We start from the raw sequence: 25,835 nt of genomic DNA, 5'->3' as shown, positions 1-25,835 counted from the left end.
AAAAAATCGCTAGGTTATGATCCTAGCGATTCTTTATGCACATGTTTTTCATTTTTTGAAAACGGCATATACAAAATGAAACATCCCATAAGCGCTGCAATTTCTAATGAAATAATATAGTAAGGATGCGGGCCTAACATATCAAGTAATGAAGCAGTTTCTGGCTTATGAGCTAAAAACATATAATTACCGCCTGTTTTGTAATTCACATACGAAACAATTGGAATCAATATGTTTAAAAATATCATCGTCCGTTTAATAGATTGTAATGTAGGACGATATCCTTCCACCCAAGTCATAAAGAGCGGTGCCCAAATGAGCAATATATGTGCGATAAAAAATTCAATGAAACGAAAATGTGGAAAAGCATATTGCAAATTTGGCGTTAAAATGGCTTGTGATGCACCAATAATTCCTGTAAAAAACACAATCTCATATATTCGATAACTTTTCGTTACAATCATAATCGATGCTAACAATAAACTAATCGTACATAACTCAAATGGTAATGAAGTGCCTAGCTCAAAAACACCTGCTATCCATTCCCACATATGAAGTCCAATCTCACTTCCTATAAATAGAAATGCAATCGCATATCGAACCGTTATATTCCACTCACTTTGACGTAATAAATCTTGGTATTGATATAGAAAAAATATCCCCACCAACATAATAAATAATATAATGGCATGTTGCCTTGAGTATGGAATAAATGGTTTTAATGGCTGCGCACTAAAATAAGCTTCCATCTTCCTTCCTCCTCTCCTTCATACAATATTATTGTAAGAAAGAAACAAAGAGTCAATTCATCTGCTTAAAATAGTACAACCTCTACCTTACATCTAGATATTCATTCCTTACAAAACTGTAAGGTTATTGTAAGCTAAAACGATTTGTCAGATTCTCTACCTCTTCTATACTTAATGTAGATACTAAAACGAACGAAAAGGTGATAAATAGATGAAGAAGAAAAATAAAGTGTTAATTACTAGTGTAGTAGCAATCGGAATTGCAGCTGGATCATATTTCGCATTTGCTGGCGGTGGATCTGAAGTAGCAATGGCATATGGCGGTTATAAAGTTACGGAAAAACAAATTGAAAACGCACAAAAATTTGGCGGCGAAGTTATCCCTAATGGTATTGAAACAATCTCATTCGATCCAACAAAAGGTACGTATGAATTAGCTGTTAAAAAAGGTGATGAAGTAAAAAAAGGACAGCTTCTTTTTAAATATAATGATCCTGTTTCCAAACAAGGCGTAACGGAAGCAGAAATGCAAAAGAAAATTGCACAAAAAGAAGTAACATTACATCAAAAACAAATTGATGTAGCAAAACAAAAATTGCAAAAGGATAAAAATGCTGGCCTTCCTCAGGAAGCATTAAAAGCATCGGAAATCGAAGTGCAACAATTAGAATCACAACTTGAAATGAAAAAGTTTGAGGTAGAAAAAGCTGATGAAATGATTAAAGCAGCAAAAGAGAAAGTAAACACTCTTTCTGTAACGAGCCCTGCTGATGGCGTAATTGATGATATCGTTAAAACTGCTGATGAAAAAACAGGTATGAGTGGCATTACACTTCGTCACGCTGGTCAATTTAAAGTAAAAGGTCAACTTTCTGAATATGAGCTTGCTAGCATGAAAGTTGGGCAAGAAGTAACTGTTTCATCAAAAACTGTCGCTGGTAAGACTTGGACAGGAAAAGTAACAGAAATCGGTTCTACACCATTAAAGAGCATGGACGAAAATAAAACTGTTTCTAATTATCAATTCACTGTCACATTAGATAATAGTGAAGAATTACAAAACGGCTTTCATGTTTACGTAACAAGTAAATCTGGCGAAGCAACTGGTACGATTGTTCCAAAAAGCAGCATCGTGAAAAAAGGTGACAAAAATGTTGTCTTCGTTGTAAAAGACGGTAAAGCGAAAGAACAAGCTGTTACGGTTGAATTCGAGACAGATAGCGAAGCAAAAGTTTCTGGAGTGAAAAAAGGAGAGCAAATTATCTCTAAACCTGAAAAAGACTTAAAAGATGGTATGGAGGTTGTCGTTGAATGATTAACTTAAAAGGCATCACGAAATCCTTCCAAAATGGTGCAGAGTCCGTTCAAATACTACACGGAATTGACGTAACACTGAACCAAGGAGAATTCACTTCTATAATGGGACCATCTGGTTCTGGTAAATCAACATTAATGAACATTATCGGCTGCTTAGATAAACCAACGACCGGTACATATGAACTAGCTGGTCAAAATATTTCAAACATGTCTGAAACAGAACTCGCACACGTTCGTAATAAAGAGATCGGGTTCGTATTCCAAAACTTCATGTTATTACCGAGACTTACAGCACTTCAAAATGTTGAATTACCTCTTATTTACGCTGGAGTCGATAAAAAAGAAAGACGTGAGCGCTCATTAGCTGCTTTAACAAAAGTAGGTTTAGCTGATCGCGCTACCCACTTGCCGAACGAATTATCAGGTGGTCAAAAGCAGCGTGTCGCTGTTGCACGCGCAATCGTAAATAACCCGAAATTTATCTTAGCCGATGAACCGACGGGAGCACTTGATACGAAAACAAGTACACAAATTATGGACCTCTTTTACGAATTAAACAAACAAGGCTCAACAATCATTATGATTACCCATGACCGTGAAATCGGGGAAGCTGCAGCCCGCCAAATTGTAATTCGTGACGGAAATATCGTCCAAGATTGGAGAGGTTAATTTTGAACACGAGTGAAAATATACGCATGGCCCTTTCCTCTATCTTTGCTCATAAAATGCGTTCTATATTAACGATGTTAGGTATTATTATCGGTATTAGCGCCATTATTACTATCATTTCAATGGGTGATGGTACAAACGAAAAGTTTAAAAAAGAGTTAGGCCAAGGAAAAGATAATGAAGTAACGATTTACTACAACAACCCTGATTACGGAACAGATAGTGCCAAAATCACAGCTGATATGTTAAAACGTCTTCAAACTGTGCCAGGCGTTAAAGATGTTTATCCAGATGTGAGTATGAAAGTAAAAGCATCTTCTGGTTCAAAGGATGTCTCTCTTGATTTAAAAGGTGGCACAGGCGCCTTTATGACAGATTCAAAGATAAAATTAGTTCACGGCCGCGAATTAAACGACAGCGAATTAAACCAAGCAATTCCCGCTGTTATATTAAATGAAGAAGCTTTCAACAAATTATTTAACGGTTGGGAATCAAATTTATACACTGATATAAAAGGAAAGCCGTATAAAATAGTCGGTGTATACGAAACGAAAAACGAATTCGGAATGGCTATGCCTGAAGGTTATACATCACTTGAAAACGCTCCTGTCATTTCAGGAGTAAATGAGTATGACTCTGTAAAATTAACAATGACCTCTCCAACAGAACGTAAAAGTGTAGAAAAACAAGCCGTTTCTGTTTTAAACGAAATGAAAGCTCCTAAATTTGAGCATAAATTCGAAGCACAGGACTTAGGTGAATTTACGAAGCAATTAGACGAATCAATCGGTATGATGAAGATGGTATTCGGTGGTATTGCTGCTATCTCCTTACTTGTTGGTGGTATCGGTGTAATGAACATCATGCTTGTATCTGTAACAGAACGTACACGTGAGATCGGTATTCGTAAAGCACTTGGTGCAACACGTGGTAAAGTATTAACACAATTCCTAATCGAATCTTGTATTTTAACGGGACTCGGTGGATTCATCGGATTCATGCTCGGTATTTTCTTCGCTTGGATCGTCTCAATCTTTGCCGGATGGCCACTCGTTGTCTCAAAAGAACTTGGACTTCTTGCAGTAGGAATCTCAATGCTAATCGGTATTGCATTCGGTTTACTACCAGCTAACAAAGCTGCAAAACTTGATCCAATTGAATGTTTACGATACGAGTAAATAAAAAACGTAGGAGTTTACACTCCTACGTTTTTTATTTTGTTGAAGACAAATTCAATTTTATTCCGATTAGTGTGGGCTAACAATCAGTGGGAGGATTAAAGTTTCACTTTATCGATGTTTTAACGAAAATATGAACCTCTAAATTCTATTATATAAATCTACAGCGATTCACGAACCAATTAATAACGATATCGTCCCTTCAAATCATGTTTCTTCTATTATATATGTTTTATGTTACGAATATCTTTTTATCATTTAAACTTTCACTTCTTGCTAAAGCTATCATGCAATCATCTTATTGCAAAAATAATATGTAATAGAACAAATTCAAGGCGTAATTTTTTCCATACTACAATTTATTTTGTAACAATTATATCTCTATTTTATTAAAATTCACCCTATATATATGACTTTACACACAAAAATATTATACTTTCATAACTACATTACGATTCAAACAGTTAAACGCCTCTCTTTTGTAACGTCATAGAAACTATTATGTAACATTATCGACACATTGTTAATCGACTGGTAATTAAAAAAGTGTTGATTTTATGAATCATATGTTCTAATCCCCCGAAAAACGCAAAGAAAACGCTATCAGGATATTCCTGGAATTATTACAGAATATTAATGCCTCGTTACGAATGCTTTGTAGTTTTGTGTTTTCCGCAAATAAGAAAATAATGGTTGCTATAATGAGGTCAACGAAAACAAATGCAATGGAGGCTATTATGAAAAAATTTATGGGTATAGCAACAGCAGCGGTTTTTGGTCTTGGGATTTTCACAACATCTGCTAAAGCAGAAACTATCGTAACAACTGATGTATTGAATGTACGAGAAAACCCAACTACTGAATCAAAAGTTGTCGGAAAATTATTAGATGGATATAAAGTAAATGTTCTACATACAGAAAATGGATGGTCAAAAGTTAAATTAAATAACGGTAAAGAAGCTTTCGTAAGCGCTGACTATACGAAAGACACTTACTACGTAACAGCAAACGTATTAAACGTACGTGCTGGAGCAAATACAGATTCAGAGATTCTTGGTAAGTTGAAAAAAGATGATGTAATCGAAACAACACACCAAGTACAAGATGATTGGATCCAATTTGAATATAACGGCAAAACAGCTTATGTACATGTTCCTTACTTAACTGGTACAGCGCCAGTTAAAGTTCAGCCAGCAGTTAAGGCTGAAAAAGTAACTAAAGTTCAAGATACAGCTAAAGTTCGTGAAGCAGTTAAAGCTCAAGAGGCAGCTGAGGCTCAAGCAACAGCTAAAGCTCAAGAAGCGGCTAAAGCTCGTGAAGCAGTTAAAGCTCAAGAGGCAGCTGAGGCTCAAGCAACAGCTAAAGCTCAAGAAGCGGCTAAAGCTCGTGAAGCAACTAAAGCTCAAGAGGCAGCTGAAGCTCAAGCAGCAGCTAAAGCTCAAGAAGCGGCTAAAGCTCGTGAAGCAGCTAAAGCTCAAGAAGAAGCTTTAGCTCAAGCAGCAGCTAAAGCTAAAGAGGCAGCTAAAGCTCGTGAAGAAGCTGAAGCTCAGGCAGCGGCTGAAGCTCAAGCAGCAGCTAAAGCTCGTGAAGCGGCTAAGGCTCGTGAAGCGGCTAAGGCTCGTGAAGAAGCTGAAGCTCAAGAGGCAACTAAAGCTAAAGCTCAAAAACCAGCTACACAACAACCTGTTGCAAAAGAAACTGAAACAAGTGCACCATCTTCTTCTCGTGAGTTCACAGTTGTAGCAACAGCTTATACAGCAGATCCACTTGAAAATGGTTACAAAGCAGGCGACCAAGTAAAATCATCTATGGGTCATAATTTAACAGCAAACCCAAACATGAAACTAATTGCGGTTGATCCAAGCGTGATTCCATTAGGTTCAAAAGTATGGGTTGAAGGTTACGGAGTAGCAATCGCTGGTGATACTGGTGGAGCTATTAAAGGAAATAAAATTGACGTTTTAATGCCAGATAAAGGTTCATCAAGTAACTGGGGACGCCAAACAGTTAAAGTGAAAATTTTAAACTAATTACTATAAAAAAGAGTCAGTCTCAACGTTGAGGCTGACTCTTTTTTTATGATTCTTATATTCTTTCCTTCTACTTCTCTCCCGTCCAAGTTAAAATCTATCCCTTTGAATTCTATATACGATAGACTACTATTTCAACAGAAAAAAGAGGATGCCATAGCATCCCCTCCTACCTTCTTTATTCCACATTAATTTATTTCTTTAGTGTAAATCCAAACTTATCCCAAGCTTGTAAATAATCTAATAAGAAAATTTCTTCCTCTACAACTCGGCCAACTACATTTGTTTTCCCCGTATTCACCATATCTTTTAAGGCAAGTTGTAATTCACCTTTATATTGACCGTATTGTTCATTATCAATTAAAAGATCCCCCCGCTTAATCTCGCGCGTATTATGCGGTTTGAATTCCTCTTTTTTATATTTCACACGACTTTGAGTAGAACGAATCATATATTCAGATACATCCCCGCGATAAAAATGAGGTTCGTCTAGCACGATAATTCTTTCTAACTCTGTTGTCGTTTCATAAATTTCTATATCAAAAGTTTGCTTATCTTTATTTAATTCACCAAGTGCCTCTAGTTCTTTTTCTGATGCATAAGCATTCGCAATAATAACATCATCAATTAATTCTGTCGCAAACAAATGCTTCGCCTGTGTTGTCATCGGCAATTCACGATGCTGCTCTAACGTACATAACCCTTCTGTTACTGGCCAAGGCCCATATGTTGCATCAAATGATGAAATAAATGCAGCCGTTCTCATGCCGTAATCATTAAATTGCTTCGAGCATTTAATGAAATGATCGTATGATAACCCTGAATAACGGTGTGGATAAAAGTTATGACAGCCAATTAAATTTTCACGATTTGGTCTATGACTCATAATGTTATCTACATACTTTGTGCCATTGCTCATATTAATCTCAATTTTTAAGCCGTACGGATTGTACGTCATAATCGATTCTTCTAAACCAGAGAAACCAACATCTAAACGAATACCGTAAGCACCTAGTTCATGGAAAAACGATAAATCATTATAAGAAATACCTAGTTTCTCAAAAACAGACGGACTAATATCAACCAATACTTGGAACCCTAATGCATTCGCATGAGAAATCGTTTCTTTAAACTCTTCTACAATTTTCTCTTTTTCGCCATCTACAGATAGTAAACATGTGAATACACGTGTAAATCCGTATTTACTTGCTAATGTTAAATACTCCTTATCTTTCTCTACTGTCGAATGTTCTGGATAAATAGAAATACCTAATCGTCTCATATGTACACGCCTCTTTCTTCATCATATTGTAAACCTTTTCAAATATATGTAGTGAAAAAGTATGTATCCCCTTCTCGTTCACCACTTTTTGAATCCGCTTTCTGAAAAGAAAAAACAATTTCTATCATTCATAACAAATACTAGTCTATACATCTATACTTTACATCTTTTTTTCATAGTTGTGTAGCCTTTACACAAATTTGTCAGTTTTTCTGCCTTAAAAATTGTTATGCGTTTTCAATGCACCTTCCTTGACTGTTACATTGACCAATACATATACTCGAAAGAACAGAGAAAACTTTTATATAGGGGATGAATATATGGGAGAGGCAGTACTCGTAAAACGAGAACCGTTATGGACGAAAGAGTTTATTGCGTTAATTCTAGCAAACTTATGTATGTTTTTAGGATTTCAAATGTTAATTCCAACTTTACCTGTTTATGTGAAAGAAATTGGTGGCACAAGTTCAAATATCGGATTTGTTGTCGGCATGTTTACCGTTGCGGCACTATTTGTTAGACCGCTAACTGGAAACGCCTTGCAAAAATTCAATAAAAAAATCATTTTAATGATCGGTACTGCAATTTGTTTATTAGCTATGGGTAGCTACCTTTTCGCTTCAACCGTCTTCCTCCTGCTTGCCGTTCGCATTTTACATGGGGCTGGGTTCGGCATTACAACGACTACATACGGAACTGTCGTTTCAGATTTAATTCCGCAAGCTCGCCGCGGAGAAGGCATGGGATATTTCGGTCTTTCTGGCACTATTGCAATGGCACTCGGTCCACTTATCGGACTTTGGCTTATGCAAACATATAACTTCACGATTCTTTTTTTATGTGCACTCTCATGTACAATTGTTTCATTAATATTAACGAAACTACTTCAAATCAAAAAAACGCCGCAACCACCACAGCAAACATCTGGTACCTTTCTGGATGGATTTATTGAGCGTAAAGCTTTACTTCCTTCATTATTAATATTATGTATTACGTTAATGTACGGGGGAATTGGGAGCTTCATCACATTATTTGCTACGGAAGTCGGCATTGCTGACATTAGTCTCTTCTTTTTATTTAACGCACTTGCAATCGCTGTAACTCGTCCATTTTCCGGAAAATTATATGATGCGAAAGGCCATACATTCGTCATTATTCCAGGAGTTATTATAACGTTTACAGGTATTATATTACTGTCGTATACAACTACAATTCCGAGCTTAATTATTGCGGCAGCGTGCTACGGAAGTGGTTTCGGAGCGATTCAGCCAGCACTACAAGCATGGATGATTGATCGAGTAGCACCACATCGACGAGGAGTAGCAACAGCAACATTTTTCTCAGCATTTGACCTTGGAATTGGTGCTGGAGCGATTATATTTGGATTCATTGCACACTTTACCAACTATGCAACTGTATATCGTTATTCCTCCCTATTACTTATCGCTTTCCTTTTCATTTACATCACAAACTTACGGAAACAAAAACAGAAGGATAAAACTAATGAAAAAGCTGCTGGATAATTCGGCAGCTTTTTTAATTTAAAACATCATTGATTGTCCTACATACTTTTTTAACTTTCATCAAAAAATATGTAGGACAATGAAATTTTAATCGATAGTTTTCCTTACCTATTTTTACTACCTATAAATAGTGTGATAAATGTGACTTCTTAACAAAATTATCGTGTATTGAATATTAAAACCAATTAAATCCAGGTGTTTCTTTAAAGATTTGTAAACTTTTCACCCCTTTGTAAATTTAGTGTGAATTTTACAGGTGAACCGTTTACAGTGCCTCAAGGTTTAGTTAATAATTACATCGTACATGAAATTTAAGGAGTGGAATGCGTGGAATACAATGTTCAAGATATGATCTTCCAGTTCATTGGTGGATTAGGTATTTTCTTATTCGGGATTAAATACATGGGCGATGGACTGCAACAAGCAGCTGGAGATCGTCTTCGCGATATTCTAGATCGCTTTACAACAAACCCACTTATGGGTGTACTAGCAGGTATGTTAGTTACTGTATTAATCCAATCAAGTTCAGGAACAACTGCTTTAACAGTCGGACTTGTAAGTGCCGGATTTATGACATTAAGACAAGCAATCGGTGTTATTATGGGTGCAAACATCGGTACAACAGTTACTGCATTTATTATCGGGATTAAAATCGGAGAATACGCGCTCCCAATTATGGCAGTTGGAGCTATCTTATTATTCTTCTTTAAAAATAAAAAAGTACATTCTGTAGGTCAAGTTGTATTCGGTTTTGGTATGTTATTCTTCGGTTTAGAATTAATGAGCACAGGTATGAAGCCTCTTCGCTCTTTAGAGTCATTCCAAGAATTAATGGTTAGCATGAGCGACAATCCAATTTTAGGTATTGTTGTCGGTACAGTCTTCACTTTAATTGTACAAAGTTCAAGTGCAACAATCGGTATTTTACAAGAACTATTCGGTCAAGGTGCAATCGATTTACAAGCTTCTCTTCCTGTATTATTCGGTGATAACATCGGTACAACAATTACAGCGGTATTAGCAGCAATCGGTACTTCAATTGCAGCAAGACGTGCAGCATTAGTTCACGTTATCTTTAATATCGTCGGTACGATTATCTTTACGATTTTATTAGTACCTTTTACAAATTTAATTCAATACTTCCAAACGTCATTAAACTTAAATCCAGAAATGACAATTGCATTTGCACACGGAACGTTTAATGTAACAAATACTATTATTCAATTCCCGTTCATTGCTGTATTAGCATGGATTGTAACAAAAATTATTCGCGGCGAAGATTCTGCTATTAATTTCAAACCGCAACATTTAAATCCAATTTTCATTGAGCAATCTCCTGCTATCGCATTAACAGAAGCTCAAAAAGAAATTATCCGTATGGCAGAGTTTTCATTACATGGATTAAAAGAAGCAAACCAATTTTTAAATACACAAGACAAAAAACACGCTAACATGGCTACTCAATTAGAAGGAGCTATTAACAATTTAGATAAAAAAATTACCGAGTATTTAGTTTTACTATCAGAAAAACCACTTTCATCTACAGACTCTGAAAAACATTCAGTTCTAGCAGGTGTTGTTGGAGATATTGAACGTGTCGGTGATCATGTAGAAAACCTTGTAGAACTTGTAGATTTCCAAATTTCAAACCGTGTTTCACTATCAGACGAAGCACTAGCTGAACTAAATGAAATGCTTGAGTTAACAATTTCAACATTACAAGACGCAGTTGAAGCTTTAACGAACTTTGACACTGAGCTAGCTCAAACTGTTATTGCAAAAGAACGTAAAATTGACCAAATGGAACGTGTTCTTCGTAAACGTCACGTATTACGTCTAAACGAACGTAGCTGTTCAGGTGATGCAAGCATCATTTTCGTTGATATGGTAAGTAACTTAGAGCGTATCGGTGATCACGCTGTAAATATTGCTGATGGTGTTTTAGGAGAACAAGGTAAAATGGGATTAAAACAATCATTATAATAGGAAAAGAGACGCTCAAATTAGCGTCTCTTTTTTTCATTTCATATTTACAACTGTTCTTCCTTTTAACTTTCCTTGCAGTATAAGTGCAAATTTCTCATCTAATTCTTCTAATGTACATTCTTCTGTATAAGATGCTAGCTTTGAATTTTTCCACTCAGTCGCTAATAACGCCCACACTTCTCTTCTCACATCCACCGGACAGTGAACTGAATCTATTCCTAGAAGGCTAACTCCTCGTAATATGAATGGGTATACAGTTGTATTTAACTTATGCCCTGCTACATTACCACACGTCGTTACACAACCTCCATACTTAACTACCTTTAAAGAACTTTCTAACATGTTCCCACCAGCTGTATCGATAACACCTGCGTATACACCCTTCAACATTGGTTTCCCAGACTTATCATCCAATTCTTCGCGATGAATAGCTTTTTTCGCTCCTAGACGTAGTAGCATCTGTTTTTCTTCCATTTTCCCAGTTGACCCTACTACGTTATATCCTAACTTCCCTAAAATACTAACTGCTACACTACCTACTCCGCCAGTAGCACCAGTTACTAAAACATCTCCCATATTAGGCGTAATTCCCGCTCTAATAAGCTTATATACCGATAAAGCAGCTGTAAAGCCTGCTGTCCCATACATCATACTTTCCTTCAAAGACATTCCTTCTGGTAAAGGAACGACCCAAGATGATGGCACGCGAATATATTCTCCGAAACCACCAGAAGTATTCATACCTAAATCATATCCGGTTACAATAACTTGATCTCCTTCCTTAAAGGAGACATTTCTACTACTAACAACCTCTCCTGCCGCATCGATACCAGGTGTATGAGGGTATGTTCTCGTTACACCTTTATTACCATTAGCTGAAAGGGCATCCTTATAATTTAATGAAGAATAATGAACACGTATTAATACGTCTCCTTCAGGTAAACTATTTACTTCTCTATCAACAAAGGTTCTTTCAAATTGATTATTTTCCTTTTCTTCCACGACCATTGCTCGGAATGATGTATGATTCATTATGCCCTCTCCTTCATCCATAAAATCCTTCTTTATTATATAAGAAATGCTTATAAAACGAATCGCTTCTTCTTGGCTATATTTCAACAAATCTTACTTCTCTATCACTTTCTCACAATACATATTTTCATTTCTACTAAAACAGCTTATACTTATTCTTTATCCTAAAAATAAAATATAGAAAATCTGACTTTTTATAAATAAATTGAATTTTTACGAAATGTAAATGATTTGTAATGTTTTTTTTCGCTAAATTTCATTATAATAAGTGGATATGAGTGTCGTATTTCAATCCAAATGAAGGAGTACAAGAAATGGAGCAAAACCCATCTTTGCAAGAAAATACACGAAGCAACCCGAATAAAAGTAAGAAAAAAACAAAAATTATTATAAGCGTTATTCTATTATTTTTAATAGTAGGTGGCAGTTATACTTGGTTTTTAGTCAATAAAGCATCTTCTGCTGTTCGAAACGCCGCTCACGATTTAGCGCGCGGTGATAAATCTGATTTACGTGATAAAGCTGTTAAACCTATTACAAATAACGTCTCTGTCTTAATAATGGGTGTTGATGAAAGCGATGTCCGTGGGAAAGAATATGGTGGGGCTATAAGAACGGATGCACTGTTACTTGCAACGTTTAATAAAGATAGCAAAACTGTTAAACTATTAAGTATTCCACGTGACACATATACTTATATTCCAGTAGAAAAGAAAAAAGATAAAATTACACACGCTCATGCATTCGGTTCTACTAAAAATGGAAAAGATGGTGGACCACAAGCAAGCATTGATGCAGTTGAAAATTTAATGAATGTTCCTGTCGATTACTTTGTAAAATTTAACTTTAAATCATTTATAAAAATCGTCGATGACTTAGGCGGTATTGAAGTTGATGTACCAGTTGAATTCACTGAACAAGATAGCAATGATAATGCTGAGGCCATTCACCTGAAAAAAGGTGTTCAAAAGTTAAATGGCGAAGAGGCTCTTGCTCTAGCTAGAACACGACACATTGATAGTGATGCGATGCGTGGACAACGTCAGCAACTCGTTATTGAAGCCATTTTAAAGAAACTAACAAGCGTTGGATCCGTAACAAAAGTTGGTAACATCATTGATGATATTAACGGCCAATTCGTTACAAACTTAACATTCGACGATATGCTTTCATTCTATAAATATGGATCAGATTCTACTATTGAAAAATTACAAATTCAAGGTGAAGACTGTTACATGGCAAAAGGTGATGACACATGTAGTCAATCTCCTGGTGGTGGTCGAACTTACTACTACAATCCAGATAAAAAAGAATTAGCTAATCTTACAAACGAACTTCGTAGTCACCTTGGGCTACCTGCATATACAAAATCTGACTCTGATTCGAAAAAAACAAATTCAGAGAAAACGAAAGAATCTACATCCGATTCGAAAAAAACAAACTCAGAGAGAACGAAAGAAACTGACTCTGAGGATACAAACAAACATGAATCAAGTAACAACAAACGTAATGATAATAGCAGTGAAGATACAGAAACATCGTCTAATGACAATGAATAAAAAGAAACCGTACTCTATGGAGGTAGAGTGCGGTTTCCTTTTTAAGATAAAAAATCAGAACTTTCTAACTATCTTTTTTAATATTTTTAAATTATAATAAATAGTAGTAATCTATTCCAATTACCAGGGGGCTCATACATATGAAAGCTGCAGTAAAACATAACATTTCAGATTTTAAAGACTACTTAAAATCCAACGATATATACATGGAAGAAAATATAGATGAAAATGATGGTTCTGTTCATTTTTCAGTAGGATTAGAGACAGAAGCTGGCGCAAAAATTCAACTTATCGCTGCTTTCCAAAACGAACATCCTACTGTGGATATATACTGCTTCAATGTTGCTCATGTACCTGATGCAACATCAACAAATGATATTTTACACGTCATCAATGAATTAAACACATCTTATCGATTTGCAAAATTCACACTAAACAAGCAAAATGCAATTGATATTTCAACATCTCTTGCATTCTCAGAACCAAACTTTAATCCAGCACTTGTCTTTGAACATACGAGAATGCTATATAAACTGGCGAACGATGAATATAAGAACTTAATGAAAGTTATTTGGGCATAAAGTGAAACTATAATCAGTGGGGGTTTTGTTCATCCCCCACTGATTATCAGCCCTCACCAATCGGGCGTTTACGGGCAGTTGATCTCCCACCTAACTTCTTTGCTCCAGCCGAATTTTAAGGTGGGAATTTTACTGCCCGTTAATGCGGGATAAATAAAAAGATGGTGCTACAAGCAGCACCATCTTTTTATTTCGATATCATATCAACCCACATCTTTATCGCAGTTCCTACAATTAAAGCAGACAATACGTATTGCAAAACTTTTTGATTCACTCTCTTCCCTACTTTCACTCCAAGCGGAGCGGCAAATAAACTTGCTACCGCAACGATAAGGGCTGGGATAACAACTACTTGTCCCGTAATCACTTTCCCAGCAGTAATCCCTACCGAGGAAATAAAAGTAATAGCGATAGATGTTGCTATTGTCGTACGTATCGGTAGTTTTAAAACAACTAACATAATCGGAATTAATAGAAACGCACCACCAGCCCCAATAATGCCGGAAACACTGCCTACAATAAACGCTAACATACTAGCTAGCCATTTATTATACATAGTTCCTTCTGAATCCTCACAGTTGTTTCGCCTCGGTATAAACATCATAATAGCCGCGATAGTAGCTAATATTGTATAAACAACATTTACAGTATGCTCATTTAATAGATTGGCGCTAAAGCTACCTACAAAGCTTCCTATTAATATACTAGCTCCCATGTAAACAACTAACGTTTTATCCATATCATTACTTTTCCGATATGCCCACGCACCTGCAAAAGTTGCAAAAAACACTTGAATCGCTGTAATACCGCTCACTTCATGTGATGTATAGCCAGCAAATCCTAGTAATACCGGAATGTATAAGATCATCGGATAATTAATAATTGCCCCGCCAATCCCAACCATTCCTGATATAAACGATCCTATAAACCCAATAATAAAAAGCAGTACTGTTAAACTCATATGTTATCCCCCGTCTTCTAAAAGAAGGTGATTTAAATAAATAAATTCACATTCCCATCCGAAGCATCTGCTAAATATGCACCTACTCCTGCAAACTCTACCCCTTCCATAATCTCTTCCTCTTTTAACCCTAATAAATCTACTGTCATTTGACAAGCTACAAGCTTAACCCCTTGCTCTTTCGCCATATCAATTAAGTCTGGCAAAGGCATCACATTATGCTTCTTCATAATTCCTTTAATCATTTTGGGCCCCATACCAGCAAAGTTCATTTTTGATAATCCCATCTTATCCACACCGCGCGGCATCATTTTTCCAAACACTTTCTCTATAAAAGTTTTCTTTACTTTCACATGCTCATCTTTCCTGAGGGCATTTAAGCCCCAGAAAGTATGAAAAATAGTCACCTCTTGGTCGTACGCCGCTGCACCATTTGCAATAATATAAGCTGCCATCGCTTTATCATAATCTCCACTAAATAAAACAATTGTTGTTTTCTTCTGTTGCTCCATGTTGTTCCTCCTCTAAATTACCTATAGGGGTATTTAAACCCCTATAAAAAATCGTTTATTTTCGCCCTATTCTACTTTACCTTTCCAAGCTAACATACCACCTACCATATTGATCGCTCGAAAACCGTAACTTTCTAAAAATTGAACTGCTCTTGCACTTCTCCCTCCAGAACGACAAACGATAATATATTCCTGATTTTTATTTAACTCATGCATACGAAATTCTAATAGTCCTAGTGGAATATTACATGCTTCTGGAATTTTCCCTTCAGCTACTTCTTCTACTTCACGTACATCTACGATATTTACTGCTTCTTTACGTAACAATTTTTCTTCTAATTCTTTTGCAGTCATTTCTTTCATGTTTCCCATCTCCTTCTTAATTACAAGCATTCATACCGCCTGAAACATTTGTAATATATTGAAATCCTAGTTTTTTTAACATTTTCGCTGCTTGTTTACTTCTCATTCCACTTTGACAAAGAACAATAACTTCTTTACTTTTATCTAATTGTTTCGCTTTATTGGCCAGTTCATTTAATGGGATATTCCGAAACCCTTTAATATTATTTCCTCTATATTCACCAGGTGTACGTACATCAATAAATTGTTTATTATTTTGCCCCATCATACGCTTCAATTCTTTTCCTGAAATATTTTTTACTCCTCTAGCTGGTAAGAAACGAGAAATGATAAACCAAGTTACAAGTATAATTAAGATTATATTCAATATTGTCTTTCCATCCATATAATGATAGCCTCTTTCTGTTATATTTTTTTATCCCGCATTAACGGGCAGTAAGACACCCACCTCAAAATTCGGCTAGAGCAAAGAAGTTAGGTGGGAGATCAACTGCCCGTAAACGCCCGATTGGTGAGGGCTAATAATCAGTGGGGGATGAACAAAACCCCCACTGATTAAAGTTTCACTTTATTCGTCGCTACACTATAACTTTGAATACAAAACCCCTTCTTGTTTAAAAACCGAACACTTAAATTTCGATCTACTTTATTATGAACAATAAGATGTATCGGTTTATTTGGTATTTCATAATAGTACCGCTTTAAATACGCATACGGTATACACATAATTTTAGACGTATGATTACCGTGACTCTCTACATAGTCACGCACATCTATAACAATAACATCCTCACTTTGTCTTACTTGCTCTATTGAAATATGTGCAACATGTAAAACAGGAACGTAACGTTTTAATATATTTCCCATTATCAATACTATTATGGGTATGACTATATAAAACATATATGATTATCCTCTTTACTTCTAATAATGAGCAGAGAATACCCTCCTCTTATCATTGAAATATTATGCTTTCTTGATCCAAAACTTTAATTCGCCTTCTTCTTCCGTATGTTTTAACACTTCATGACCGCCTTTTTGTGACCATGCTGGAATATCTTTAATTGCACCTTTATCTGTTAAGTGTACTTCTAACACTTCTCCTGATTGTAATGCTTCCATCGCCTTCTTTGTTTTTACAATTGGCATTGGACATGCTAATCCTTTTACGTCTAATACTTCTTTCACATTCATCTTATATACCTCCACTTTTTTATAATTAAGCCTTCTTAATCCAAAACTTTAATTCGCCTTCTTCTTCCGTATGTTTTAACACTTCATGACCGCCTGTTTTTGACCATGCTGGAATATCTTTAATCGCGCCTTTATCTGTTAAGTGTACTTCTAACACTTCACCTGATTGTAATGTCTCCATCGCCTTCTTTGTTTTTACAATTGGCATTGGACACGCTAATCCTTTTACATCTAATACTTGCTTTGCATTCATCTTATATACCTCCCATTTTTATTTCATTTGAAATCGAATTAATCATGAACAGCACAACGGTTTGGACCAATCTCCATTTCACGCTCTTCTTCTTGACTTGGGTTTAATTGCCCCATATTTATTTGACGAATTTCTTGATATGCATTCGGTTGAGGTGGTAAATTCTCTGTTACAACTTTACGAAACTCTCCCTCATCCTCAATATTTAATCCTGCATTATACTCAAATAAATCTTTTAATTTTGAGCTAACAATCCCACTCTCGTTCATTTCACTTATTTTTGAATAATGAGCCGGCAACACAATTAAACTTTGAGATAGTTCTTTATATCGGCTATATAAAGTATTACGTAAATCACTTACCCAATCTTCAGCTTTCCCAGCAAGATCCGGACGCCCAATCGAATCTACGAATAAAATGTCCCCTGATAATAAATACTCATCATCTACAATAAATGAAGTACTACCAATCGTATGTCCCGGCGAATAGATTGCTTCGATATCAATCTTTGTTTCCCCAACAGTAATTACAGCACCTTCTACAAGTGGTTCGTAAGAAAATACAACTTCTTCCGCATCTTTTGGCGGTAACCAATACGTCCCATTTACTTTCTCAGCTAACTTACGACCTCCTGAAATATGATCGGCATGCAAATGTGTATCCATTACATTTGTAATTACAGCACCTTGTTCTTTTGCAAATTCCTCATATGCCTCAACTGTTCGTACTGCATCAATAACAGCTGCTTCTCCTTTAGAAATGACCATATATGATAAGCAACCTTTTCCAAGGCGGTTAAACTGATACATACTTCCGCCATCTTTTAAATCCCCAACTTTTATAGGCTTTACATATTCACTCCAAGCCTTCATACCACCAGCTAAATAATAAATATTTTCTAATCCAGCCTCTGTTAATTGCTCTGCCACAAATATAGAAGACCCTTCTTTTGCACATACTACTAAAACATCTTTATCTTTAGGTAATTCACTTACAATATGATCTATACCCTCTAATAAATCAAAGTACGGCACATTCATTGAAGTAACTTCTTTCCCTTCAATTTTCCAATTTTCATAATCCGCTTCATTACGTACATCTAAAATAAATAACTCCTCAAACATAACCTTTTCTGCAACATCTTTTGCTGCTAAATGTTTAACCTTCATTCTATTACCCCCTACGGTATATTTATGTTTAAAATTTTTTCCTTATCTTTTTTCTATCTTTCCATTCCAATGCAGCATGCCAGGAATAACATTCTTAACATTGTTAAACCCTTGCTTCTCCAATAGCTGACAAGCAAGATCACTGCGATTTCCTGTCCGACAAACAACATATATTGGTTTTGTTTGACTTAAAACACCTTGTTTTTCTTCTAACTCACCTAATGGAATTGAAATTGCAGATGGGATGTGTCCAAATACATACTCAGCTTCTTCCCTTACATCTAAAATAATGCATTCTTCATCAGCTAATACCTTTTCTTGTAGTACCTCATTCGTTACTGTATGAGCATATTTTACTACTTCGTTTATTTCTTGCGTACTCGCTTTTCTTACATAATGTTTTAAAGTATCTCCCTCTTGCTTTGTACCTATATATTGATGACCAACATTATTGGCCCAACTTTGTAAATCTGCTGTAGAGCCTTTATCTGTTGCTTCTATTTCAATCACTTGCCCAGATTGTAATGCCTCCATCGCCTTTTTTGTTTTCACAATCGGCATCGGACATGCTAATCCTTTACAATCTAAATGTGTATCTACCTTTATACTCATATTGACTTCCCCCTCAAAAAATATACATATACCTGTACGGGTATATTAAAATGTTATTTAAAATCTGTCAACAAATAAGTTTGACAGATTATCGGCTTTTTACTAGTAATTGAACAGCTTCTTTAATAAGATCCTCATTGGAACCATCACCTTTTTCAAACTGTTCACGTAAACATTGTTCCAAATTTGTTCCCACAATTAATCCAATCGAGCGATCCAATGCAGAACGAGAAGCAGTTAATTGTGTGATTACTTCCTTACAATCTTTTCCTTCTTCCATCATACGAAGCACACCACGAACTTGCCCTTCAATACGCTTTAATCGATTTTTTATATCTTGATTATATTCCATTCTATAATCACCTCATTACCATTATGTCACTATTTATAGCTTATGACAATATATTATACCCTGCAGGGTATTTCGTAAAGCCCTAATTTAAATTTTTTAACCTAAATGTGAAAAAAGCATATCGTGAGACTTCTATCCTTATTTTTTGAGCCTATACAAAGCTGAATTTTACGAGCAGCAATCTCCCACCAATTATTAAATTAGAGGATTCACTGCCCGTACTTATTAGGATAAACATCAATATACAATACGGTCTGGTAATACTGTCCCGTATAATTTAAAGCCGCCATCTACATTCTTTACCTTATATCCTTTTTCCATTAACATACGCGCTGCAACATACCCTCTCATACCAAGTTGACAAGTAATATATATTTCTTTGTCCACTGGCACTTCATCCAAACGATCACGTAATTCATCTAACGGAATATTAATAGAACCATTAATCATTCCCTGTTTTAGTTCATTAGGCTCTCGAACATCAATAAGATATCCACCATTTTCAACAATACGATCTATTTCATGCCATTGTACCGTGTCCACAAAACCATCTACTATATTACTTGCCACATACCCCACCATGTTTACTGGGTCTTTTGCAGAAGAATACGGGGGTGCATATGATAATTCTAAATCCGGTAAATCGATTACAGTTAAATTTGCTTTCATTGCCGTTGCAATAACATCGATACGCTTATCTACCCCGTCACGTCCTAAAGCCTGTGCTCCGTAAATTTTCCCGCTATCTTTATTAAAAATTAATTTTATTAGCACTGGCGTAGCATTTGGATAGTACCCTGCATGAGAATTTGCCTGTACATGTACTACCTCATAGGGTATATTTAATCGTTTTAATATTTTCTCATTTACTCCAGTCGTAGCAACTGTTAAATCAAAAACTTTAGCCACAGAAGTTCCCATCGTACCTTTATATAAAGAATCCGTATGACCATGAATAATATCTGCTAACATGCGACCTTGACGATTAGCTGGCCACGCTAAAGGAATCATTGTTTCTGTTTCTGTAACAAAATCTTTCACTTCAATCGCATCACCAATTGCATATATATGTGGGTCCGATGTTTGAAATTTCTCATTTACCTTTATCGTTCCTCTAACTCCTAGTTCTAATTCTGCATCCTTCGCTAAACTACTCTCTGGTTGTACACCAATTGCTAAAATAATCATATCAGTCTTTATTATTGAACCGCTTTTTAAACGTACAACAGTCCCGTTCTCTTCTAATGCATCCACACCATCTTCAAAAACAAGCTCAACATTGTGATTTTTCATATGCTCATGTACATATGCTGCCATTTCATAATCGATCGGTGGCATCACTTGATTTGCCATCTCTACAAGAGTAACATCAATTCCTCGTTCTCTTAAGTTTTCAACCATTTCCACTCCAATAAATCCTCCACCAATAATCGTCGCATGACGTGGTTCCTTCTCATCAATGTATGCTTTAATACGATCTGTATCAGGTACATTTCGTAATGTAAACAACGCCTTTGCTTCTTCAATACCCGGAATAGGTGGAACAATTGGTTTCGCCCCTGGTGAAAGAATTAAAACATCATATTCCTCGTTATATGTTTCATTTGTAGTTACATTCTTTATAGTAATTGTTTTCTCTTCTTTATTAATCTTTACGACTTCACTTAATACACGTATATCTAAATTAAAACGCTTTGACATCTTTTCAACTGTCTGCACTAATAATTTTTGTCTTTCTGTAATTACACCGCCAATATAGTATGGTAATCCACAATTTGCAAATGAAATATATTCACCGCGCTCAACCATAATAATTTCATCTTCTTCACTTAAACGACGAAGTCTTGCAGCTACTGATGCTCCACCAGCAACTCCACCTACTACAACAATTTTTCTAGACATATTTCAAACCTCCATATTATTTATTATTTTAAATTCTCGTATACCCATACACATAACTCATACCCGTATGGGTATATAATAAAATATACAAAAATTATTTTCAATATATATCTCTTTCTTTCACAAATTCGAAACAAATAAAAAAAAAGAACCTAGACATCTTTATCAAGACCTAAATTGAAAAAAATCTTAATTTATAAGGACTCTAACAAAATATTCATGTATATTATGTAGAAATCAAAAAGGATCTTCCGTTGAAGATCCTTTTTGATTCTTGTTTAACTAACGCACCCGTTAGTTAAATAACAGAAGGTTTTTTAGTCAAGAACCACTCCAATAGTATTACGGTATTAAATTACATATCAAAAGGTTCAAGCTTTAAAATAAATTCTTCAACATCCTTGCCTCTTGCGTTGGAAAACCCCTTATCTTCAGAGATGATTTTAAACCAGCATTTTTCCAATACCCTGATGGAGGCGAGGTTATCTTTAGCGGCACGAGCATAAAGTGGGCGTACCTTAATATACTCCAGAAACTCTGACAACGCTTTAGTTGCAATACCTTGACCCCAATATTCCTTCCCAATCCAGTAGCTTACTTCGGGTTCGCTGAACTGTTCAAAGTTCGAGACGTGTCCAGTGACAATGCCATTAAATAATATAGTCTTAATTGTGATGGTCTCGTCAGCGATAATTTTTGTCCAATGGTCAAAAAATGCGTCCTTATCAGTGGGGTCTTTAGCTGTAAAAGCAGCCATATAGTTAGCCGTTGAATCTAGTTGTTGTTCATAAAAGATAGGAAGATCTTCCTCTGTGATATCTCGTAGCTTCACTTCGCTTTTGCTAATGGATTCCATATAATTCACAAGCCCCTTAACATATTTTTGAATATAAATTCTTCAAAGTTTAGAGAAATTCCTTCTTCAACTATCCTGCTTCGTTAGTTGAAGAAGAAAAAGAGTTACCGAAGTAACTCATATTTGTTTATAAATATCAGCTATGTAAGAAAAAAGCGGATATATGCCCTTATATTGGACATAGTATCCGCTTCTCATTATAGTCTGTTTAAACATCTCCAAGCTCTTTTCTGTATAGTTCTATAGCTTTCTGTATGATTAAATCCATGCCTAAAGGCGACGTAGTATGGGGTAATACTTATTTTTGACGGCTGAATTTCATTTACGAATGAAGTAATTTGTCATATTTCCTATAATCTCTTTGCAAAACTATAATCCATGTCTCCACCTAACGCTGCAGCTGTATCACCAGTTTCTCTAAAATCATGTTTATAAATTTGTTCAAATGAACCGAAATCTACCTGCTTATAAAATTCAAAACAAGGGAATCCATCGTGTTCTCCTTGAATATCTATGCTACCATCCTTTTTAACACATACAGTTAATAAATAATCTACAGGAGGTGCATATACATTTAATGGATTACTAGCGCTTGCACTCATTTTGAATTGTACACTGTCAGAATTCCATACAATATCAGTACACACAATATTTTCGGTACTCGCTTTTCCTGTTCTTTTATTCACAGAACCATCTGGATTCGTAACCTTTTCCGTCGTAATACCTGTGTTTGCATATGAAAACACTTCTTCTTTATAAAAATCTACTACTACCTCTTGCTCAACTCTAGAGCGCATAGTATTTACCGCATGCGGTGTAAATTCCCGTGAATCACCTTCGAATTGAATTACTTTCCCTGTTTGTACATCTTTCTTAGGTTCTGTCCAAGACATTGGAATAAATACGTTGGCTCTAATTTTAACGATATTAGTCATAAGAAACACCTCTATAATTTTATTTTAGATACTGCATACTATTGAATAAAACAGACCACCATTTCGGCCCCATAATCAAATGCTTTCTCTTTTACGTTTGCTACTTCCTTCTTAAAAATAGCGCTATATTTATATCTAGATTGTCGTTTTAAAGCTATATTCCATTTCTCCAGCTAGTGCTGCTGGGGTATCATCCGTTTCTCTGAAATCATGTGTATATATTAATTCAAATGAACCAAAGTCTATTTGTTTATAAAATTCATAGCAAGGGAAACCATCATGTAAACCTTCAACATGCACAGCACCACTCTTACTAACTCGTATAGTCAAAAAATAATCAGCTGCAGGTGCTGCCGCGTCTAACGGATTGCTGGCACTTGCTCTCATTTCAAATGAAACCTCATCCTCACTCCATGCAATATTAGTACATACAATGTTTTCTGTACTTGTTTGTCCTTTTTGATACTCAATTGAGCCATCTGGATTTGTAATTTTCACAGTGACGATACAAGCATCTGCATATGTGAAAATTTCTCTTTTATAAAAATCAATATTCACTTCTTGCTCTAATCTTGAACGCTTTGTGTTCACAGCGTACGGTGTAAATTCACGTGCATCTCCGGCATATTCAAAAACCCTTCCTGTTGCAGGATCCTTAATAGGTTTCAGCAAAGCATACGGCGCAAATACACTCCCTCTAATTTTAACAATATTAACCATGTGAAACCTCCATTATTTCTATTTAGATAAATCATTATTTGTTCTAGTACCACAATATAGTCAATTTGATTGACTATATTCCGTATAGTACAATAGATTTTACTTATAGTCAATTTAATTGACTATAAGTAAGGAGGTTATATACATGGATCATCAAACATTTAACGAATTAGATCTTACTTCACTTTTGTCATTATCCTTCAGTACATTAATCACTGAACTACATGACAGATTAAGTGAATTGGGATTTGAAGATATTAGGCCAGCACATGGTTTTATGTTCAAACGCATCCTTCCAAATGGAGCAACCGGTATAGAACTAGCTGAATATTTAGGGGTTTCTAAGCAAGCTGTAAGTAAAATGGTCGATTCTCTTGAGAATAGTGGCTACGTTATGCGCAAAACGCACCCTACTGATAAAAGAGGTAAAATCATTGTTCTAACCGAACGTGGTTTGTCAGTAATGAAAGCAAAAGAAGAAATAGTAGCTGAAATAGAGCAGCGATGGATTGAAAACATAGGTGCAGAGCGAATGCAAATGCTCAAAGAAGATTTAACAACATTCGTTACTAAAGAAAATACAGGCAAATTAGCATCGAGCATACGACCTGTTTGGTAAACAAAATCCATATAAAAAATGAATCCATTTTGATTAGTCTTTTTCAAAATGGATTCGTTTTCTACAGTTGTATTAAAAATCATTAGTTTCTTTAAATTGTATTCAAAATATATGAGATAACATTTTTTACGCATTATATAATTCCATAACTCTCTTCACAACCAACTCCGCCGTATTCTCCTCAGGTGGCATCAACAAGTTTGTAACCGGCCCATACACAACCGGATTTAATTCAACTTCGTATCCACCATATATAAGCTCTTCACTTGTCGGTAAATAACCAATATATCCATTCGTATATCCACCAAAGAAAACTAGTTCATTTTGAAAACTCTCTTTCATTTCTAAAGCAGTTTCTGAAAAAGGTTCCATCGGTATTCCAGAGAACATCCCATCATTAATTTGAAACAGTTGAACTTCTAAATCTATACTTAACTGCCGAATATCTTGCTTATATTTATTTAAAACGATAGTAAGCCATTCATCCGTATTCACGCCCCACTGCTTTTCAGCTAATCGAGCCATTCTCTTTATCTCTTCAATTTCAGGAATATCCTTCAATTTCATTTGCATCGTACTCGAAATCGTTCTTAGATTTACAATTGGGCTATATGTAACTGTTGGTAGCATCATTAATACATGTCCACTAAGTACGTAAGCCATTTGTTTTAATGCTTCCTTCGAACCTCGGTACTTCGCATTCACATTTCCAGCTGCACCTTGAACAATAATAACAGGACAGTTTAATATTTCCTCAAGAATCTCTCTCGTCATTCCAGGATAATCCGCTGATAATGCATCACTATCCCCTTTTAAAACATTCGGATGCGCAGTACAAAATACTACAATCCCAGATAGCTCCTTTGATTCAGCATCTCTCATTGCTAAAACACCAATTCTTTTATCTACAATACCATCTATATTTGTACCCATCTTTGCTTTTCCATCAGATGTTCTCTCTCTTCGGTTTACTCCAATATCACCTGTCGTAACACCCCATCCAACTTCACATGACCTCATGTTGTTATTTGCAGTAACAGCACCCTGCACTACATTATTTAGTAAAATCGTTTTATACGACTTTATTAAAGGGTGATCACCGACTGTTTCCGGACCAGAGTGTGTATGTGTATAAACAACTGTTATTTGCTCAAATGATACATGAAGCTCACTAGCTACTCGTTCACGAATAATATTCGTATCTTCTACTAACATCCCAATATTATCAATGCTTATAAACACCGTCTTCACTTCATCTTTTTCAAATACAAAGATTGTCCCGTAAATACGCTCTTCAATATTATTAATCCCTGTTTCTCTATGATATCCGATAAAATCAATACCTAAAGGCGGCGTAATATCCACCTTACATACCCCTATTTTGCTCATTTGAATCGCTCCATTTCTCTATGTAACGCCCTCTCTTCAAGAATAGCATATTTACCATTTTCCAAATAAAAAGAACGGACAAGAAATTCTTT

General features: G+C 35.6%; 27 protein-coding genes. 9 read left to right on the top strand and 18 right to left on the bottom strand.

Annotated features, from left to right (window positions below; all coding sequences use genetic code 11):
• Window positions 1–14: 14 nt before the first annotated feature.
• Window positions 15–749, bottom strand: a complete 735-nt coding sequence (locus U860_RS0122405) for a TIGR02206 family membrane protein (protein WP_025150248.1) — start codon at window positions 747–749, stop codon at window positions 15–17.
• Window positions 750–960: 211 nt separating this feature from the next.
• Between U860_RS0122405 and U860_RS0122400 the strand changes: the two genes are divergently transcribed.
• From U860_RS0122400 to entC, 4 genes are all read left to right on the top strand, one after another.
• Complete coding sequence (locus tag U860_RS0122400; RefSeq protein WP_025150247.1) at window positions 961–2,064, top strand: efflux RND transporter periplasmic adaptor subunit; 1,104 nt, start codon at window positions 961–963, stop codon at window positions 2,062–2,064.
• Window positions 2,061–2,735, top strand: a complete 675-nt coding sequence (locus tag U860_RS0122395; protein WP_000609100.1) for an ABC transporter ATP-binding protein — start codon at window positions 2,061–2,063, stop codon at window positions 2,733–2,735. The genes U860_RS0122400 and U860_RS0122395 overlap by 4 nt, the downstream gene beginning before the upstream one ends.
• Window positions 2,736–2,737: 2 nt before the next feature.
• Window positions 2,738–3,913, top strand: coding sequence for an ABC transporter permease (locus U860_RS0122390; protein ID WP_025150246.1), 1,176 nt, complete (start codon window positions 2,738–2,740; stop codon window positions 3,911–3,913).
• Between the two features lie 614 nt (window positions 3,914–4,527).
• On the top strand, window positions 4,528–5,943 hold the full coding sequence (entC, locus tag U860_RS0122385; RefSeq protein ID WP_115610339.1) for a cell wall-binding protein EntC: 1,416 nt from the start codon (window positions 4,528–4,530) through the stop codon (window positions 5,941–5,943).
• Between the two features lie 193 nt (window positions 5,944–6,136).
• On the opposite strand, the gene U860_RS0122380 is transcribed toward entC, so the two are convergent.
• The gene (locus U860_RS0122380) at window positions 6,137–7,225 is read right to left on the bottom strand and encodes a DUF871 domain-containing protein (RefSeq protein ID WP_025150245.1); all 1,089 of its coding nucleotides are present in this window, start codon (window positions 7,223–7,225) and stop codon (window positions 6,137–6,139) included.
• A 320-nt stretch (window positions 7,226–7,545) separates the two neighbouring features.
• Between U860_RS0122380 and U860_RS0122375 the strand changes: the two genes are divergently transcribed.
• A complete protein-coding gene (locus tag U860_RS0122375; protein ID WP_025150244.1) occupies window positions 7,546–8,748 on the top strand; it encodes an MFS transporter in 1,203 nt (400 codons plus the stop codon).
• Window positions 8,749–9,075: 327 nt separating this feature from the next.
• Window positions 9,076–10,731, top strand: a complete 1,656-nt coding sequence (locus tag U860_RS0122370) for a Na/Pi cotransporter family protein (RefSeq protein WP_025150243.1) — start codon at window positions 9,076–9,078, stop codon at window positions 10,729–10,731.
• A gap of 36 nt (window positions 10,732–10,767) precedes the next feature.
• Here the strand turns inward: U860_RS0122370 and U860_RS0122365 are convergent, their stop codons facing one another.
• Complete coding sequence (locus tag U860_RS0122365) at window positions 10,768–11,766, bottom strand: YhdH/YhfP family quinone oxidoreductase (protein ID WP_025150242.1); 999 nt, start codon at window positions 11,764–11,766, stop codon at window positions 10,768–10,770.
• A gap of 278 nt (window positions 11,767–12,044) precedes the next feature.
• Between U860_RS0122365 and U860_RS0122360 the strand changes: the two genes are divergently transcribed.
• Both U860_RS0122360 and U860_RS0122355 read left to right on the top strand, forming a co-directional pair.
• Window positions 12,045–13,325 (top strand): LCP family protein, encoded by a 1,281-nt coding sequence (locus U860_RS0122360; protein ID WP_115610338.1) that lies wholly within the window; start codon window positions 12,045–12,047, stop codon window positions 13,323–13,325.
• Between the two features lie 140 nt (window positions 13,326–13,465).
• On the top strand, window positions 13,466–13,906 hold the full coding sequence (locus U860_RS0122355; protein WP_000642362.1) for a hypothetical protein: 441 nt from the start codon (window positions 13,466–13,468) through the stop codon (window positions 13,904–13,906).
• 187 nt (window positions 13,907–14,093) lie between these two features.
• Here the strand turns inward: U860_RS0122355 and U860_RS0122350 are convergent, their stop codons facing one another.
• From U860_RS0122350 to U860_RS0122285, 14 genes are all read right to left on the bottom strand, one after another.
• Window positions 14,094–14,867, bottom strand: a complete 774-nt coding sequence (locus tag U860_RS0122350; protein ID WP_025150240.1) for a sulfite exporter TauE/SafE family protein — start codon at window positions 14,865–14,867, stop codon at window positions 14,094–14,096.
• A 32-nt stretch (window positions 14,868–14,899) separates the two neighbouring features.
• Complete coding sequence (locus U860_RS0122345; protein ID WP_002170492.1) at window positions 14,900–15,379, bottom strand: DsrE/DsrF/DrsH-like family protein; 480 nt, start codon at window positions 15,377–15,379, stop codon at window positions 14,900–14,902.
• Between the two features lie 66 nt (window positions 15,380–15,445).
• A complete protein-coding gene (locus U860_RS0122340) occupies window positions 15,446–15,742 on the bottom strand; it encodes a rhodanese-like domain-containing protein (RefSeq protein ID WP_025150239.1) in 297 nt (98 codons plus the stop codon).
• Window positions 15,743–15,758: 16 nt separating this feature from the next.
• Entirely contained in the window at window positions 15,759–16,127 is a 369-nt protein-coding gene (locus U860_RS0122335) for a rhodanese-like domain-containing protein (RefSeq protein WP_025150238.1), read from the bottom strand.
• A gap of 170 nt (window positions 16,128–16,297) precedes the next feature.
• Window positions 16,298–16,645 (bottom strand): hypothetical protein, encoded by a 348-nt coding sequence (locus U860_RS0122330; protein WP_025150237.1) that lies wholly within the window; start codon window positions 16,643–16,645, stop codon window positions 16,298–16,300.
• A 63-nt stretch (window positions 16,646–16,708) separates the two neighbouring features.
• On the bottom strand, window positions 16,709–16,936 hold the full coding sequence (locus tag U860_RS0122325) for a sulfurtransferase TusA family protein (protein WP_025150236.1): 228 nt from the start codon (window positions 16,934–16,936) through the stop codon (window positions 16,709–16,711).
• Window positions 16,937–16,961: 25 nt separating this feature from the next.
• Window positions 16,962–17,189, bottom strand: a complete 228-nt coding sequence (locus U860_RS0122320; protein WP_025150235.1) for a sulfurtransferase TusA family protein — start codon at window positions 17,187–17,189, stop codon at window positions 16,962–16,964.
• Window positions 17,190–17,227: 38 nt separating this feature from the next.
• A complete protein-coding gene (locus tag U860_RS0122315; protein ID WP_025150234.1) occupies window positions 17,228–18,358 on the bottom strand; it encodes an MBL fold metallo-hydrolase in 1,131 nt (376 codons plus the stop codon).
• A 42-nt stretch (window positions 18,359–18,400) separates the two neighbouring features.
• A complete protein-coding gene (locus U860_RS0122310; RefSeq protein WP_025150233.1) occupies window positions 18,401–18,970 on the bottom strand; it encodes a sulfurtransferase TusA family protein in 570 nt (189 codons plus the stop codon).
• An 88-nt stretch (window positions 18,971–19,058) separates the two neighbouring features.
• Window positions 19,059–19,322: a metal-sensitive transcriptional regulator gene (locus U860_RS0122305; RefSeq protein ID WP_002170484.1), complete on the bottom strand. Its 264-nt coding sequence runs from the start codon at window positions 19,320–19,322 to the stop codon at window positions 19,059–19,061.
• 237 nt (window positions 19,323–19,559) lie between these two features.
• Window positions 19,560–21,224: a CoA-disulfide reductase gene (cdr, locus tag U860_RS0122300; RefSeq protein WP_025150232.1), complete on the bottom strand. Its 1,665-nt coding sequence runs from the start codon at window positions 21,222–21,224 to the stop codon at window positions 19,560–19,562.
• Between the two features lie 355 nt (window positions 21,225–21,579).
• On the bottom strand, window positions 21,580–22,080 hold the full coding sequence (locus tag U860_RS0122295) for a GNAT family N-acetyltransferase (RefSeq protein WP_025150231.1): 501 nt from the start codon (window positions 22,078–22,080) through the stop codon (window positions 21,580–21,582).
• A 350-nt stretch (window positions 22,081–22,430) separates the two neighbouring features.
• Window positions 22,431–23,015 (bottom strand): DUF3238 domain-containing protein, encoded by a 585-nt coding sequence (locus U860_RS0122290; RefSeq protein ID WP_025150230.1) that lies wholly within the window; start codon window positions 23,013–23,015, stop codon window positions 22,431–22,433.
• Between the two features lie 135 nt (window positions 23,016–23,150).
• Window positions 23,151–23,735: a DUF3238 domain-containing protein gene (locus tag U860_RS0122285; protein ID WP_025150229.1), complete on the bottom strand. Its 585-nt coding sequence runs from the start codon at window positions 23,733–23,735 to the stop codon at window positions 23,151–23,153.
• 145 nt (window positions 23,736–23,880) lie between these two features.
• On the opposite strand from U860_RS0122285, the gene U860_RS0122280 reads away from it, so the two are divergent.
• Window positions 23,881–24,354 (top strand): MarR family transcriptional regulator, encoded by a 474-nt coding sequence (locus U860_RS0122280; protein WP_025150228.1) that lies wholly within the window; start codon window positions 23,881–23,883, stop codon window positions 24,352–24,354.
• Between the two features lie 126 nt (window positions 24,355–24,480).
• Here U860_RS0122280 and U860_RS0122275 read toward each other — a convergent pair whose 3' ends face one another.
• Window positions 24,481–25,743, bottom strand: a complete 1,263-nt coding sequence (locus U860_RS0122275; RefSeq protein ID WP_025150227.1) for a neutral/alkaline non-lysosomal ceramidase N-terminal domain-containing protein — start codon at window positions 25,741–25,743, stop codon at window positions 24,481–24,483.
• Window positions 25,744–25,835 lie beyond the last annotated feature (92 nt).

Origin of the sequence: Bacillus sp. H1a (genome assembly GCF_000633475.1) — a bacterium.
Taxonomy (GTDB): domain Bacteria; phylum Bacillota; class Bacilli; order Bacillales; family Bacillaceae_G; genus Bacillus_A; species Bacillus_A paramycoides.
The sequence above is the reverse complement of the archived record's forward strand: the minus strand, read 5'-3'. Positions and strand labels throughout refer to the sequence as shown.